This window comes from Enterobacter cloacae complex sp. HYC074_NIDB, from assembly GCF_056673345.1.
The window spans coordinates 1985808-2000953 of sequence record NZ_CP114214.1; the positions used below are offsets into that span (position 1 = coordinate 1985808).

The 15146-nt window shown below is 59.7% G+C and carries 15 protein-coding genes; 7 read left to right on the top strand and 8 right to left on the bottom strand.

Annotated elements, in window-relative coordinates:
• Nucleotides 1-14: 14 nt before the first annotated feature.
• A complete protein-coding gene (gdhA, locus tag O1724_RS09810) occupies nucleotides 15-1358 on the bottom strand; it encodes an NADP-specific glutamate dehydrogenase (RefSeq protein WP_126296641.1) in 1344 nt (447 codons plus the stop codon).
• A 225-nt stretch (nucleotides 1359-1583) separates the two neighbouring features.
• On the opposite strand from gdhA, the gene O1724_RS09815 reads away from it, so the two are divergent.
• Nucleotides 1584-1856 carry a YnjH family protein gene (locus O1724_RS09815; protein WP_003857857.1) on the top strand — a complete coding sequence of 91 codons (273 nt, stop codon included), beginning with the start codon at nucleotides 1584-1586 and terminating at the stop codon, nucleotides 1854-1856.
• Here the strand turns inward: O1724_RS09815 and O1724_RS09820 are convergent.
• A complete protein-coding gene (locus tag O1724_RS09820; RefSeq protein WP_045346455.1) occupies nucleotides 1816-2232 on the bottom strand; it encodes a pyrimidine (deoxy)nucleoside triphosphate diphosphatase in 417 nt (138 codons plus the stop codon). The genes O1724_RS09815 and O1724_RS09820 overlap by 41 nt on opposite strands.
• 75 nt (nucleotides 2233-2307) lie before the next feature.
• Here O1724_RS09820 and O1724_RS09825 point away from each other — a divergent pair, with 75 nt between their 5' ends.
• Together O1724_RS09825 and O1724_RS09830 are read left to right on the top strand one after the other, a co-directional pair.
• Nucleotides 2308-2880, top strand: a complete 573-nt coding sequence (locus tag O1724_RS09825) for a carboxymuconolactone decarboxylase family protein (protein ID WP_126296640.1) — start codon at nucleotides 2308-2310, stop codon at nucleotides 2878-2880.
• Nucleotides 2870-3487: a CDP-alcohol phosphatidyltransferase family protein gene (locus O1724_RS09830; protein WP_048208849.1), complete on the top strand. Its 618-nt coding sequence runs from the start codon at nucleotides 2870-2872 to the stop codon at nucleotides 3485-3487. Before O1724_RS09825 ends, O1724_RS09830 begins: the two co-directional genes overlap by 11 nt.
• On the opposite strand, the gene O1724_RS09835 is transcribed toward O1724_RS09830, so the two are convergent.
• The 6 genes from O1724_RS09835 to xthA form a co-directional block, all read right to left on the bottom strand.
• Nucleotides 3484-4791: a sulfurtransferase gene (locus tag O1724_RS09835; protein ID WP_126296639.1), complete on the bottom strand. Its 1308-nt coding sequence runs from the start codon at nucleotides 4789-4791 to the stop codon at nucleotides 3484-3486. The genes O1724_RS09830 and O1724_RS09835 overlap by 4 nt on opposite strands.
• A gap of 73 nt (nucleotides 4792-4864) precedes the next feature.
• Nucleotides 4865-5485 carry an ATP-binding cassette domain-containing protein gene (locus O1724_RS09840; protein ID WP_063979138.1) on the bottom strand — a complete coding sequence of 207 codons (621 nt, stop codon included), beginning with the start codon at nucleotides 5483-5485 and terminating at the stop codon, nucleotides 4865-4867.
• Nucleotides 5485-7014, bottom strand: coding sequence for an ABC transporter permease family protein (locus tag O1724_RS09845; protein ID WP_126296638.1), 1530 nt, complete (start codon nucleotides 7012-7014; stop codon nucleotides 5485-5487). Before O1724_RS09845 ends, O1724_RS09840 begins: the two co-directional genes overlap by 1 nt.
• Nucleotides 6987-8156, bottom strand: a complete 1170-nt coding sequence (locus O1724_RS09850; RefSeq protein ID WP_126296637.1) for an ABC transporter substrate-binding protein — start codon at nucleotides 8154-8156, stop codon at nucleotides 6987-6989. Before O1724_RS09850 ends, O1724_RS09845 begins: the two co-directional genes overlap by 28 nt.
• 6 nt (nucleotides 8157-8162) lie before the next feature.
• Nucleotides 8163-8846 (bottom strand): TVP38/TMEM64 family protein, encoded by a 684-nt coding sequence (locus O1724_RS09855; RefSeq protein WP_059294586.1) that lies wholly within the window; start codon nucleotides 8844-8846, stop codon nucleotides 8163-8165.
• A 6-nt stretch (nucleotides 8847-8852) separates the two neighbouring features.
• Nucleotides 8853-9659 carry an exodeoxyribonuclease III gene (gene xthA / locus O1724_RS09860; RefSeq protein ID WP_022650885.1) on the bottom strand — a complete coding sequence of 269 codons (807 nt, stop codon included), beginning with the start codon at nucleotides 9657-9659 and terminating at the stop codon, nucleotides 8853-8855.
• A gap of 433 nt (nucleotides 9660-10092) precedes the next feature.
• Between xthA and astC the strand changes: the two genes are divergently transcribed.
• The 4 genes from astC to astB are packed head-to-tail and all read left to right on the top strand — an operon-like array spanning nucleotide 10093 to nucleotide 15140.
• Entirely contained in the window at nucleotides 10093-11313 is a 1221-nt protein-coding gene (gene astC / locus O1724_RS09865; protein WP_059294585.1) for a succinylornithine/acetylornithine transaminase, read from the top strand.
• A complete protein-coding gene (gene astA, locus O1724_RS09870) occupies nucleotides 11310-12344 on the top strand; it encodes an arginine N-succinyltransferase (RefSeq protein ID WP_022650887.1) in 1035 nt (344 codons plus the stop codon). The genes astC and astA overlap by 4 nt, the downstream gene beginning before the upstream one ends.
• A complete protein-coding gene (gene astD, locus O1724_RS09875) occupies nucleotides 12341-13828 on the top strand; it encodes a succinylglutamate-semialdehyde dehydrogenase (RefSeq protein WP_059294584.1) in 1488 nt (495 codons plus the stop codon). The genes astA and astD overlap by 4 nt, the downstream gene beginning before the upstream one ends.
• Nucleotides 13815-15140 carry an N-succinylarginine dihydrolase gene (astB, locus tag O1724_RS09880; RefSeq protein ID WP_126296636.1) on the top strand — a complete coding sequence of 442 codons (1326 nt, stop codon included), beginning with the start codon at nucleotides 13815-13817 and terminating at the stop codon, nucleotides 15138-15140. The genes astD and astB overlap by 14 nt, the downstream gene beginning before the upstream one ends.
• Nucleotides 15141-15146 lie beyond the last annotated feature (6 nt).

Here is a 15146-nt window from a genome sequence, read left to right on the forward strand (position 1 = left end):
GCACGATATAAACCTTAAATCACACCCTGCCCAATCATCGCATCCGCCACCTTCACGAACCCGGCGATATTCGCCCCGCGCACGTAGTTGGTTTGCGATGCCTCCCCGCCGTACTCCACGCAGGCATGGTGAATATCCAGCATGATGTGGTGCAGGCGCGCATCCACTTTCTCCGCCTTCCAGCCGAGACGCGCGGCGTTTTGCGCCATCTCGAGGCCGGAGGTGGCCACGCCGCCAGCGTTCGCCGCCTTGCCTGGTGCAAAGAGTACGCCCGCGTCCAGGAACAGATCGGTCGCTTCAATGGTGGTGGGCATATTTGCCCCTTCCGCTACCGCTTTCACGCCATTGCTAATCAGCGTCCGGGCGGCATCCACGTCCAGTTCGTTTTGCGTCGCGCACGGCAGGGCGATATCCACCGGCACGCCCCACGGCTGTTTACCTTCCAGATAGGTCAGGCCAAACTCACGGGCATAATCCGCTACCCGACCGTCACGGCTGGCTTTGATTTCACACAGACGCGCCAGTTTTTCTGCCGTAAAGCCAGCTTCATCCACTACGGTGCCGCTGGAGTCGGAGGCGGTAACCACGCGCGCGCCAAACGCCATCGCTTTCTCGATAGCGTACTGCGCCACGTTGCCGGAGCCGGAGACCGCCACGCGCATCCCCTCGAAGCTCAGCCCGTGACGCTTAAGCATCGCTTCAGTGAAATAGACCAGACCGTAACCCGTCGCTTCCGGGCGAATCAGGCTACCGCCAAACGACAGACCTTTGCCGGTAAAGACGCAGGCGCTGTTGTTGGAGAGCTTTTTCATCATCCCGGCCATAAAGCCCACTTCACGCCCCCCCACGCCGATATCTCCGGCGGGAACGTCGGTGTCGGGCCCAAGGTGGCGATAGAGTTCAGTGACCAGCGCCTGGCAGAAGCGCATCACTTCGCCTTCGCTCTTGCCTTTCGGATCGAAATCACTCCCGCCTTTACCGCCGCCCATCGGCAGGGTAGTGAGCGCATTTTTAAAGGTCTGCTCGAAGCCGAGGAACTTCAGAATCGACAGGTTCACCGAAGGATGGAAGCGCATCCCGCCCTTAAACGGCCCAATGGCGGAGTTAAACTGCACGCGCCATGCGCGGTTGACCTGCACCTGATTGCGATCGTCCACCCACGCCACGCGGAACTGGATGACGCGCTCTGGCTCTACCAGACGTTCAAGCAGCGCCATCTGGCGGTAGCGCGGATTTTCCTCAAGGAAGGGCCACAGGGTGGTCATGACTTCACGAACGGCCTGGGCAAACTCGCTTTGATGCGGGTCGCGCTGCTGAACATGGGCAAGAAAGCTTTCCAGAGAGCGTGTCTGATCCATAGATATAAGAACCTCTTATAATAATTTATGCGTGTGGCGGAGATGTTTTGTGTCGTTTTTTTGACTATACCACCCGCACCGCTTTGAGAGGCAAGCAGAAATTTATGCTGCAAGGGAAATTAATGACAGGGCGCGCGTCATAACTAAAAGCGATGACGAGATACATTAAAGATCCCGTCCGGATCGACCGTTATAGATATAAACGATGCAAAGGAAACAAAGTCTATGAACCGTTACGCAATGGCCGCGTTATGTTTGATGGTGTCCGCCGGGGCACAGGCTGATCGCATTCGCCCGGATGTCGAGGTTAACGTGCCGCCAGAGGTCTTTAGCGCTGGCGGCCAGCGTGCGCAGCCGTGTAATCAGTGCTGTATCTATCAGGATCAAAACTATTCCGAAGGCGCAGTGGTCAGGGCGGATGGCGTGCTGTTGCAGTGCCAGCGTGATGAACGCACCCTCAGTACAAACCCGCTGGTCTGGCGTCGCGTAAAAGAATAAACGCTTCCAGCAGCGGTATATCCGCCGGGGCTAAATCATACGTGAACGCGTCTTCTGGCGTACACCATACCAGCGCCGAGTGATAATGCGCCTTCAGCTCACCGCTAAATTCAGGCACATGCCAGGCGTGGAGGTGAATCAGCCGCTGCGACACCTCCCGCTGGTGGCTTGCCACATACTGCGCGGGCACGGCCTCAATGCCGAGCTCTTCGCGCAGTTCGCGGATCAGCGCTTCCGGCTGGGTCTCACCGGCTTCAACCTTCCCGCCCGCAAATTCCCACATTCCTGGCTGATCGGCATGTTCGGGACGCTGCGCCAGCAAAATCTTGCCCTCATTTTCGAGGATGGCCGCAACCACATCGAGTGTTTTCAGCATGTTCGTCAATAATTAATAGCGAAAAACGACATATTATCGTGCCCTTCCAAAGAGTCCAGTCATCAGGAGAATCAGGTGAAAGAGATATCCGCCTGGGTTGCGCCCATGGAAACCCTTCCCGTCAGCCTTAGCCCCATCGCCGCCATGCAGAAAAAACACTTCGGCGCGGTGCTGAACCCCACTCGCTGGTGGGGTCGTATGCCGCGTCTTTTCTGGCTGGTGGCGCTGTTTGTCGGCTATCTGGAGCGGCGCAAGGCGCGTTTGACCCCGGTTCAGCGATCGCTACTAATGACGCGGGTCTCGCAGATCTGCCACTGCGCATTTTGTATTGATGCCAACAGCCTGCGTCTGGCCGAGCGGAGCGGGGCGCTGGATAAAGTGCAGGCCGTCAGCGACTGGCAAAATTCCACCCTGTTCAGCGAAGAGGAGCGCGCGGCGCTGGCCTATGCGGAAGCGGTCACCGCCACGCCGCCTGAGGTGGATGAAAATATCAAAAGCCTGCTGAAGCGCCACTTTACGGAAGAGACCATCACCGAAATGACGGCTCTGATTGCCTTTCAGAATCTTTCCGCCCGCTTTAACGCCGCGCTGGATATCCCGACTCAGGGGCTGTGCGCCACGTTTAAAGGTAAACCACATGCTGGATAAACATCTGCACCCCCGGCTGAAACCCGGGTTAAATCAGCTGGCCGCCGCGCTGGATAAACCGTTTATCACGCCTGATGGCTTAACGCTCGCCGGGTTTGCGATTGGCGTGCTGGCGTTACCTTTTCTGGCGCTGGGCTGGTATCCGGCGGCGCTGATCGCCATTGTGCTGAACCGGCTGCTGGATGGTCTGGACGGCGCGCTGGCGCGTCGCCGGGGCCTGACGGACGCGGGAGGATTTCTTGATATCGCCCTCGACTTCCTGTTTTACGCCCTGGTGCCGTTTGGCTTTGCGCTGGCCGCTCCGGCTGACAATGCGATTGCCGCCGCCTGGCTGCTGTTCGCGTTTATGGGGACGGGCAGCAGCTTCCTGGCCTTTGCCGCGCTGGCGGGGAAGCATGATATCGACAACCCCGGCTACGCGCACAAGTCGCTTTATTACATTGGAGGATTAACGGAAGGAACGGAGACCATCGCGCTGTTTGCGCTGTGCTGCCTGTTTCCGGCGCATTTCGCGCTCTTTGCCTGGGCGTTTGGCGCGTTGTGCTGGCTGACCACCACAACGCGCATCTGGAGCGGTTATATCACGCTGAAGTCACTTACCCGCTAGCGTGCGCTCTCCGGTCCGCGCTCGCCGGTGGAGACCGGGTTCTGCGGATGGCTGCTCCATTCGTACCAGCCGCCGTCGTAGACGGCAACGTTCTGCCAGCCCATGGCGCGGGCGTACATAAAGGCTTCAGACGCGCGCCAGCCGGTACCACAGTAAAACGCAACGTGCTGCTCCGGCAGGATATTCCACGTTTTCCACATGGCGGCAATATCATCGGCGCTGCGCATGGTGCCATCCGGATTGTGGAAATCTTCCATGTGGGTCGCGTCGCTGCCCGCATGGCCCCAACGCGCACCGGCAATTTCACCTTTTGGCTTGATATAGCTGTAGCCGCTGGTTTCACCGATAAACTCTGGCCAGGAACGAATGCTCACCAGCGACGCGTCCTGACGGTGCAGCATTCCCCGGGCCTGCTCCATATCCACCATCAGCTGCGGCTGGCCCGGGATCGGCGCGCCAAAATCAGGGGCTGGCTTCACGTTTGCAGGCGTTCCGCGCTCAACGGGCAGGCTGGCGTCGGACCACGCCTTCCAGCCGCCATCCAGAATCCGTACATCCTTCACGCCCGCGTAGAGCATGATCTGCGCCACGCGCGCGGCGGCATACACGTCGCGACCGTACAGAATGACGGTGGTATCGTGACGGATCCCGTGCTTCGCCAGCATCGCTTTCAGCTTTTCGTCAGAGACCTTATTCCACAGCGGTTCGCTTTCCACTTCATTGGTGTCGATATAGCCCGCGTCGGGAATGTGGCTCAGGAGATAAAGCTTCGGCGCACCCCAGCCAGCCTCGATCACCTTCCACTCTCCGGCTGGTGCGGCGGTAACGGGTTTGCCCTGCTGCAACTGGTGGATCCACTGCGAATAAACCAGCTGTTCGAAATGCGCCAGACGTTGCAGACGGTCGGATTGTTGCAGGGCATCGCTCAGGGTGGAGACGTGGGTAAAGCCCGCTTTCTCCAGCCGTGTTTTGACGGTCTGGTTGTCATTATCGTTGCCATAGAGCGCAACCGGCATGTCTGGCGTAAGCCGATGCTGTTTTGCCCAGCCGCTGAGCTGTTCATCGCTCATTGCCCCAAGCCAGCTGGCAGAGAGATTAAGTGCGGCGGGCTCGTGCCCGGACGTTCCGCTCAGGGTCTGCGGCCAGCCGTTATAGAACGCACTGATGCGCGTATCAATTACCGCGCCGTTTTGCGTCTGAAGCTGAGCCAGCGTGAGGGAGTGGGGCATATCAGCCGCCGTGGAGGAGAGTGAGGCGAGGCCGCAGATCAGGGCCAGCGCGGTCAGTTGAGAAACACGTTTCATCGAAAAACCTGACGTCATTAAAAGAGGGGGGCATTGTCGTCTCTCCTGAAGCCAAAAACATTGCGTTAGCACATTATTGCCAGCGAGAAATCTCAATCACCTCGCCGCCGGGCGGAATATCGTCCTCATCATGCGTGACCAGCACCACCGGGATCCTGCGCTGGCGAGTGACCTCGAATACCCACGCCCGGAATGAGGCGCGCAGCGTTTTATCCAGTCGACTGAACGGCTCGTCGAGCAGCAATGCCTGCGGCTGGGCGAGAAGGGCGCGCAACAGGCTGACCCTGGCGCGCTCGCCGCCGGAAAGGGTCGCCGGATCGCTGGTGTAGTGGTTTGCCAGCCCGGCAGTCTCCAGGGCCTGCTCGACCGCGTTGCGGCGGGCGCGCCCGACGATGTGCGCCGGCAGCGCCAGCATCAGGTTTTGCCCCACGCTGAAGGCGTCAAACAACAGGGCATCCTGAAACAGAATGCCGATCCCGCGCGTTTCCACGGGGACCATATCGCAGCGACGATCGTTCAGCCACAGCTCGCCGTGCGCCTTAAAATCAGCGGATAACGCCCCCACCATCCAGGCGAAAAGGCTCGATTTCCCACTCCCGGAGGGCCCCATCAGCGTGACGATCTCCCCCGCCGGGACGCGGAAGTTGACCTCATGTAGGAGCGGCGCAATGGTGAGATTTTTCACGGTCAGCATTAACGTAATCCTTGTCTGTGACGGCCCACGAGCCGGGAGAGCAGCGCGGCAAGGGCAAATACGCTGCTGGTCAACAACAACAGACCCAGCGCCCGGCTGGCGAGGATCGGAATGCTGCCGCCGCTGCTGAGGGCGACCGCCTCCGTCGTCACGGTGGTGAAACGTCCCGCCCCCAGCCAGAGGGTAGGCATGTACTGGGCCATGCTCACGGAAAAGCCGGTGGCAAAGGCCAGCAGGGCCGGACGAACCATCAATGGGCATTTCACTAGCCAGAAAATTTTCGCCCGCCGCCAGCCCAGCGTTCTGGCAGTGAGGATAAGCCGGGGATCGAGCCGGCGCCAGGCCGGTTGCAGCACCAGGAGCATCCACGGGAGGACCCAGAGCATATGGCTCCAGAGCACCGCAGCGTACTGGCCGTCGATGCCCAGCCACAGCGCCACGGCATACTGCCCGGACACGAGGGGCAGCGCCGGGAGGGCAAGCGGCAGCCAGATCCACACCGCGCCGCGCTGGGGTCCCCACTCAAGCCAGATCATGAGGATGGCCAGCGCTGTCAGGCTGGACAGCAGTCCCAGTGAAAGGCTGTCGCTGACGGGGCCGATGTCGTCCCGGCGTGCCAGCATCAGCAGAACCAGCGCACAGAGCACGCCGCACAGCGGCAGTAACCCGCCCAGCGTCCGTGCGGGCAGCGCGCTATGCGAAGCGCGACGTACCCCGGAGGGGGCAGGCTGGGCGCGCCGCCATGCCGTCCAGAAGCCGTATCCCACCGCGGCAAGCGCCGCCAGCAGCAGGAGCAACACCAGACACAGCAGCGTTCCCTTGGTTTGCTGCTGCGCATCGCCCTGGGTGAGCCACTGCCAGGCCAGCACCGCCAGCGTAGGCGGGTTGCCCGGCCCGAGCACGATCGCCACATCCACCACGGAAAGGGACCAGGCGAGCACCGCCAGCATCACGGCGCCCAGCGCGGGGGCGATTGCCGGGAGGACGAGCCAGTAGAGCGCCTGCATTCGTCCGTAGCCGAAGGTATGCAGGACAATTTTCTGCTGTGCGAGGCGCTTTTCAGGCAGCGCGGCGTAGATTGCCCACAGAACGAACGCGCTCTCTTTGACCGCAAGCGTCAGGCCAAGCCCGATACCGTAGCGGTCAAGCTGCGGCGAACAGACTGTACAGATCCGGTAAAACTGCCCCCCTTCCGCAAACAGCAGCAGCGCGCTGGTGGCGAAGGCGACGTGCGGCACGGCTAACAGCCATGGCAAACGGGTGCTCAGGCGCTGCCAGCCTTCACCCGGCCAGAGAAGCGCAAGCAGGGTCAGGGCGATAAACAGTGAGCCCAGCGTCGCGATAAGCGCTGACACCAGCGTGGCGGCCAGCGCCTGCGGCAGCTGCGGGTCGGCAAACAGCGTCGCCCAGTTGCCGGGAGAAAACGCCGGGGCCAGCAGCATGCCGCTGGCGGGAAGCAGGGGCAGATAGATGACCGCCATTGCCGCCCAGACCAGCCCGCTTAGCGGGTTCCGTAGCGGCGAAGCCATTCCTGCTCCAGGGCGTTAACCCAGGCGGCGTGCGGTTCGGGAAGCACATCAGGCGTGCTTGATGGGGTAAAGGCGCGAAGCTGTTTTGCCGCTTTCGCAGGCAGTTTTTCGCCATCCAGCACGCTCGGGTCACCCCAGACGGCAGGATTAGCTTTGCGGATCTGCGCCTGTGGTGACAGCAGGAAATTCGCCACCACTTTCGCACCTGCGCTCGCGCTGGCGTTTGCCGGGATGGCGACAAAATGGACGTTGCCGATCATGCCTTTGAGAAAGCCGAAACTGTAGCTGTCGGCAGGCAGTTCACCGCTCGCCACCTTTTGCATCGCATGGGCGGGGTTAAAGGTGAGCGACAGGTTCAGACTGCCGCTGGCCAGCAGCGTATCCATGCGCGCAGGCGACGGAGGAAAATCGTTTCCTTCGCGCCACAGCAGGGGGTGCAGCGTATCAAGGTAATCCCACAGCGGCGCGGTGACCTGCGCAAAGGTACTGTCTGGCGCGTTTTTTAACGCCTCCGGATGGGCGGTCAGCGCCAGCAGTAGCTGCTCAAGAAACGCCGTGCCGGTAAAATCCGGCGGTCGCGGATAGCTCACCTTGCCAGTGTGCTGTCGGGCGTATACCAGCAGCGCGTGGGGATCTGCCGGTGGTGTCGGCGTACTCGCTTTACGGGCGATAAAGGTTAATTGCGCGCCGCCCCACGGGGATTCTGCCCCATCGGTCGGGATGGCAAAATCTTCCGTTACCGGTTTACGGGTATCGACGTAGCGCCAGTTGGGCAGGGTTTGCGCCCAGCCGGTGAGCAGCAGGTTTGCCGCTTTCAGGTTGCGGAAGTTTTCCCCGTTTACCCAGAGCAGATCCACCGACCCGTTACTGCTACGTCCTGCGGCATGTTCCGTCTGGATCCGCTTCACCGCGTCGGCGGCATCGGCCAGATGAACGATCTTCAGGTTGATGGCGTAGTGCGTTTTCATCTCGCCGCTCACCCAGTCGAGGTAGCGGTTAACGGCCTCATCACCGCCCCAGGCGTTAAACCAGACGGTCTGCCCGGTGGCCTGTTGCTGAATGGATTGCCAGCTCTCTGCGGCGAAGGCAGAGGTTGCCAGCAGCAGACTCGTCAGAAACGCGCAAAAACGCACCCGGCGCATAATGCCTCACTTTTTAATCGAAGGGATGTAACGGGAAAACAGCCAGCGAGTGACCAGCGGTAATAACCCTAACAGTGTAAAGGCGAACAGCAGTCCCGGCGACAGAATATCGCGCAGCGAGGTAAGTTTTCCCAGCTCGCGTCCGGCGTTCAGATAAATGACGGTGGCAGGTAGCATCGCAAGCTGGCTGACCCACCAGTAGTGACGCACCCTGAGACGGGTTAGCCCCATCAGCAAATTGACCAGAAAGAACGGGAACAACGGCATCAGGCGCAGGGCAAAAAGGTAGCGTGCGCCGTCGCGATCCATCCCCGCATCGATCGTATTCATCTGTGCGGCAAAGCGCCGCTGCACCCAGTCGCGCAGCAGATAACGGCTGACGAGCATGGCAAGCGTGGCGCCGAGCGTCGAGGCAAATGACACCAACAGCGTCGCCTCCCACAGGCTGAAAAGCGCCCCGCCGAGCAGCGTCAGAAGCGCGGCTCCGGGGATCGATAGCGCGGAGAGCAGAACGTAAACCGCAAAATAGAACAGCGCGCTCTGAAGGGGCGCTTGCTCCACACGAGCGAGCAACGTTTGCTGGTGTATTTTTAGCGTGTCGAGGGAGAGCATGCCCGGAGGAAGCAAAACAACAATTAAAACAAATGCGCCCAGAAGGGCGCACAGGAGACTGATTTTTTTAATATCCACTGAAGTTTACAGCTTGAACGTTGCCCATACCGGCGCATGGTCGGACGGCTTTTCCATGCTGCGGATGTCATAGTCGATACCGGTTTCGATGCAGCGTTCGGCCAGGGGGGCGCTCGCCAGCAGCAGATCAATACGCAGGCCCCGGTTGTCATCGAAGCCTTTAGAGCGGTAGTCAAACCACGAGAAACGGTCCTGCGTTTCCGGGTTAGCCGTGCGGAAAGTATCCACCAGCCCCCAACCCAGCAGGCGCTCCATCCACTCGCGCTCCTCCGGCAGGAAAGAGCATTTGCCGGTGCGCAGCCAGCGCTTACGGTTCTCTTCGCCAATACCGATATCCAGATCCGTCGGGCTGATATTCATGTCGCCCATGATAAGCACCGGGTTTTCTTTTTTGAGTTCGGTTGTCAGGTAGTTTTGCAGATCCTGATAAAACTTCGCTTTGGCCGGGAATTTGGTTTCATGATCGCGGCTTTCACCCTGCGGGAAATAGCCGTTGATGACGGTCACATTGCCGAGTGCGGAAGGAATTTCCGCCATGATGATGCGGCGCTGCGCCTCTTCACCGTCACCCGGGAAGCCACGGCGCACCGACACCGGCGTATCTTTGGTCAGCAGCGCAACGCCGTAGTGGCCTTTCTGACCGTGGTAAAAAACGTTATAGCCCAGCTTCGCTACCTCTTCGAGCGGGAACATATCGTCGTGAACTTTTGTCTCCTGCAAGCCGATCACATCTGGCTGATGTTGCTCAACAATCGCTTCAAGCTGGTGAGGGCGGGCACGCAGGCCGTTGATATTAAAAGAGACAAATTTCATAGTCGCTGCCAATGCAAGGTGAATAGTGCAAGGATGGTAGCAGAATTTACGTCGTCTGTTATCCGCTTCGCCCAATTACTGCGACAGATAATGCCAACGGTGCAATATTTGCACCATTTCGGCGCGTTTTGCCCTCGAACAGGGCGTAAACGACCGATAAATTTCGCGAGCGATCACAATTCCAGAATTATATTTGGCCTCTGCATACTCTTTCTTGTTTTCATGCGGCAAAGCGCCGCTTGTCGTAAAAATATTCACTATTTATGCATTATAAGTGAATGACTCCATATTGTAACTCATTGATATTCTGTTACCCAAACCCATTTATGCATTTTTATCGCTGGCTGGCACGAACGCTGCAATCTACATTCACAGTGCAAACACTCAATTATTTAACATTTAAACAACCTTTTATTTACCGGATGAGGTCGCTATGTCTCTGTCAGTTACGCGTGAAAATTTCGATGAATGGATGATGCCGGTATACGCTCCGGCGGCTTTTATTCCGGTACGTGGGGAAGGCTCTCGCCTGTGGGATCAGCAGGGCAAAGAGTATATCGACTTTGCAGGTGGGATTGCGGTGAATGCGCTGGGGCATGCAAACCCGGCGTTGCGGCAGGCGCTGAATGACCAGGCGGCGAAATTCTGGCATACCGGCAACGGTTATACCAACGAACCGGCATTGTGTCTGGCGAAGAAGCTGATCGACGCCACCTTCGCAGAAAAAGTCTTTTTCTGTAACTCCGGCGCGGAAGCGAACGAAGCGGCGCTGAAGTTGGCGCGCAAATATGCGCACGATAAATTCGGCGCGCATAAGAGCGGCATCGTAGCCTTTAAAAATGCTTTCCATGGCCGCACGCTGTTTACCGTCAGTGCGGGCGGTCAGCCCTCATATTCTCAGGATTTTGCGCCGCTGCCGCCGGATATCCGTCATGCGGCGTATAACGATTTACACTCTGCCAGCGAGCTGATTGACGACACCACCTGTGCGGTGATTGTCGAGCCCATGCAGGGGGAAGGCGGCGTCATGCCCGCCCAGAAAGCGTTCCTGCAAGGGCTGCGCGAGCTGTGCGATCGGCATAACGCGGTCCTGATTTTTGACGAAGTCCAGACCGGCGTGGGCCGCACGGGTGAGCTGTATGCCTACATGCACTATGGCGTGACCCCGGATGTGCTCTCAACAGCCAAAGCGCTCGGCGGCGGTTTCCCGGTGGGGGCGATGCTGACCACCGAAAAATTCGCCAGCGTGATGACCGTGGGCACTCATGGCACCACATACGGCGGCAACCCGCTGGCAACCGCTGTCGCCGGACAGGTGCTGGATATCATCAACACCCCTGAGGTGCTGAACGGCGTGAAGCAGCGTCACCAGTGGTTTGTTGAGCGACTCACGGCCATTAACAGCAAAACTGGCCTGTTCAAAGAGATCCGCGGTCTGGGGCTGTTAATAGGCTGTGAGCTTGCCCCTGAGTTTGCCGGCAAAGCGAAGCTGATTTCACAGGAAGCGGCAAAGCAGGGCGTAATGGTGCTGATTGCCGGTGCTAACGTGGTGCGCTTTGCCCCTGCGCTGATCGTCAGCGAGGAAGAGGTCAGAACTGGCTTAGATCGTTTTGCGCTGGCCTGCGAACAGGTGAAGTCCGGGGTGTCATCATGATGGTCATCCGTCCCGTTGCGCACGGCGATCTCGCCGGGCTTATGCAGCTTGCCGGTAAGACAGGGGGCGGGCTGACCTCGCTGCCTGCTGATGAAAAAACGCTGTCGGCGCGCATTGAGCGCGCCCTGCAAACCTGGCAGGGGACGTTGCCAAAAAGCGAACAGGGCTATGTGTTCGTGCTGGAAGATACCGACACGGGAACCGTGGCGGGGATTTGCGCTATCGAGGTGGCCGTCGGGCTTAATGATCCGTGGTACAACTACCGCGTCGGCACGATGGTCCACGCCTCGAAAGAGCTGAACGTTTACAACGCGCTGCCGACGCTCTTTCTCTGTAATGACCATACCGGCGCCAGCGAACTCTGCACCCTGTTTCTCGATCCGGACTGGCGCAAAGAGGGCAACGGTTATCTGCTCTCCAAATCGCGCTTTATGTTTATGGCCGCCTTTCGCGACCGCTTCAACGAAAAAGTGGTCGCGGAGATGCGCGGCGTGATTGATGAGACGGGCTACTCGCCGTTCTGGGAGAGTCTGGGCGAACGCTTCTTCTCCATGGAATTTAGCCGGGCGGATTACCTGTGCGGCACCGGTCAGAAGGCGTTTATCGCCGAGTTGATGCCGAAGCATCCTATTTATACCCATTTCCTAACGCCAGAAGCGCAGGCGGTGATCGGCGAAGTTCACCCGCAAACCGCCCCGGCCCGCGCGGTGCTGGAGAAAGAGGGATTTCGCTACCGTAACTACGTCGACATCTTCGACGGCGGCCCGACGCTGGAATGCGACATTGACCGCGTTCGCGCCATCCGTAAAAGCCGCCTGGTTGAGGTTTCAGAAGGCCAGCCCGCGCCGGGCGAGTGGCCAGCCTGCCTGGTCTCGAACGAGAATTACACCAACTTCCGCGCCATGCTGGTGCGAACCAACCCATCATGCGAGCGTCTGGTACTGACGGCTGCGCAACTGGATGCCCTGAAATGTAACGCTGGCGACACGGTTCGCCTGGTGCGGCTCTGCCCTGAGGAGAAAACAGCATGACTCTATGGATTAACGGTGACTGGGTTACGGGCGAAGGTGACGCGCGGACAAAAACTAACCCGGTCGGCCAGGAGGTGCTCTGGTCTGGGAACGACGCAAGCGCCGGGCAGGTTGAGCAGGCCTGTCAGGCTGCACGCCGCGCGTTTCCGGCGTGGGCGAAACGGCCATTCTCCGAGCGCCAGGCGTTGGTTGAGAAATTTGCTGCGCTGCTGGAGGCCAATAAAGCCGAGCTGACCCGCATCATTGCTTGCGAAACCAGTAAGCCGCGCTGGGAGGCAACAACCGAAGTCACGGCGATGATCAACAAAATTGCGATATCGGTGAAGGCGTACCATACCCGCACCGGCGAGCAGCATACCGAGATGCCAGACGGCGCGGCCACGCTGCGCCACCGTCCGCACGGGGTACTGGCGGTGTTTGGCCCGTATAACTTCCCCGGGCATCTGCCGAACGGGCACATTGTGCCTGCGCTGCTGGCGGGGAATACTGTCATCTTCAAGCCGAGTGAGTTAACCCCCTTAACCGGAGAAGCAGTGGTAAAACTCTGGGAGCAGGCGGGGCTGCCGCCGGGGGTGCTGAATCTGGTGCAGGGCGGGCGTGAAACCGGTCAGGCGCTGAGTGCGCTGAGTGACATTGACGGTCTGCTGTTTACCGGCAGTGCCGGAACGGGCTATCAGCTGCATCGTCAGCTGGCGGGGCAACCGGAAAAAATTCTGGCGCTGGAGATGGGCGGCAACAACCCACTGATAGTGGAAGATCCGGAGGATATCGATGCCGCGGTCCACTTGACCATTCAGTCGGCGTTCATTACCGCCGGACAGCGCTGCACATGCGCCCGCCGCCTGCTGGTTAAGCGCGGCGCGCAGGGGGATGCGTTCCTGAAGCGTCTGGTGGAGGTGAGCGCGCGTCTGGCTCCCGCGAAATGGGATGCCGAGCCGCAGCCGTTTATCGGCGGGCTGATCTCCGGGCAGGCGGCGCTGAACGTACTGAAAGCGTGGCAGGAGCACGTGGCGCGCGGGGCGAAAACCCTGCTGGAGCCGAAGCTGGTTCAGCCGGGCACGTCGCTGCTGACGCCGGGGATTATTGAGATGAGTGCGACGAGCAACGTGCCGGATGAAGAGGTCTTTGGCCCGCTGCTGTGCGTCTGGCGCTATGACGATTTTGAGTCGGCGATCGAGATGGCCAACAATACCCGCTACGGCCTGTCGAGTGGCCTGATATCGCCGCATCGCGAGAAATTCGACCAGCTGCTGCTGGAAGCGCGCGCCGGGATCGTGAACTGGAACAAACCGCTGACCGGTGCGGCGAGCACTGCGCCGTTTGGTGGCGTAGGGGCGTCGGGCAACCATCGCGCCAGCGCCTGGTATGCCGCCGATTACTGCGCGTGGCCGATGGCAAGCCTGGAAACCCCGGCGCTGACGCTGCCGGAGACGTTGAATCCGGGGCTGGATTTTACTGAGGGTGACGCCCATGAAAGCGCGTGAGGTTAACTTTGACGGCCTCGTGGGGCTGACGCACCACTATGCCGGGCTGTCGTTCGGTAATGAAGCCTCGACGAAGCACCGTTTCCAGGTCTCGAACCCGAAGCTGGCGGCGAAGCAGGGGCTATTGAAAATGAAGGCGCTGTCCGATGCCGGTTTCCCGCAGGCGGTGATCCCGCCGCAGGAGCGCCCAAACGTGGCCGTGCTGCGCCAGCTGGGGTTCAGCGGTACGGATGAACAGGTGGTGGAAAAAGCAGGCACGCAGACGCCACACCTGCTTTCCGCAGCCAGTTCAGCCTCCTCGATGTGGGTGGCGAATGCCGCCACCGTTGCGCCGTCGGCGGATACGCTGGACGGCAAAGTGCATCTGACCGTTGCTAACCTGAACAACAAATTCCACCGCGCCAGCGAAGCGGAGACCACCGGGCGCGTGCTGCGCGCCATTTTTAATCATGATGCGCATTTCGAGGTACATTCGGCGCTGCCGCAGGTCGCGATGTTTGGCGATGAAGGGGCGGCAAACCACAACCGTCTGGGCGGCGACTATGGCGAGCCGGGTTTGCAGCTGTTTATCTATGGACGGGAAGAGGGCGGCCACGCCGCGCCGGTTCGTTATCCGGCGAGACAAACCTTAGCCGCAAGCCAGGCGGTTGCGCGGCTGAACCAGGTTAATCCTTCTCAGGTGATTTTTGCCCAGCAAAATCCGCAGGTGATCGACCAGGGCGTGTTTCATAACGACGTCATTGCCGTTTCCAACCGTCAGGTACTGTTCTGCCACGAGCAGGCGTTTGCCCATCAGGAAAAGTTGCTGGCCAAGCTGCGCGAACGCGTGCCGGGATTTATGCCGATTCAGGTGCCCACGCAGGCGGTAAGCGTGCAGGACGCGGTCGAAACGTATCTGTTCAACAGCCAGCTGCTGAGCCGGGATGACGGCAGCATGATGCTGGTGCTGCCGCAGGAGTCCCGAAACCATCAGGGCGTCTGGCGCTATCTCAGCGAACTGGTGCAGGCGGATAACCCGATTGATGAACTGCGCGTGTTTGATCTTCGGGAAAGTATGGCCAACGGCGGGGGACCGGCGTGCCTGCGACTACGCGTGGTGTTAACGCCGGAGGAATTGCAGGCCGTGAATCCGGCGGTGATGATGAACGACACGCTGTTCAATACTCTCAATGACTGGGTGGACCGCTATTATCGTGACCGTCTGGTTCAGGCCGATCTGGTTGATCCGCAGCTGCTGCGCGAAGGCCGCGAAGCGCTGGATGCATTATCAACCATCCTGCAACTGGGATCGGTTTATCCGTTCCAGCGCTAAGGAGAC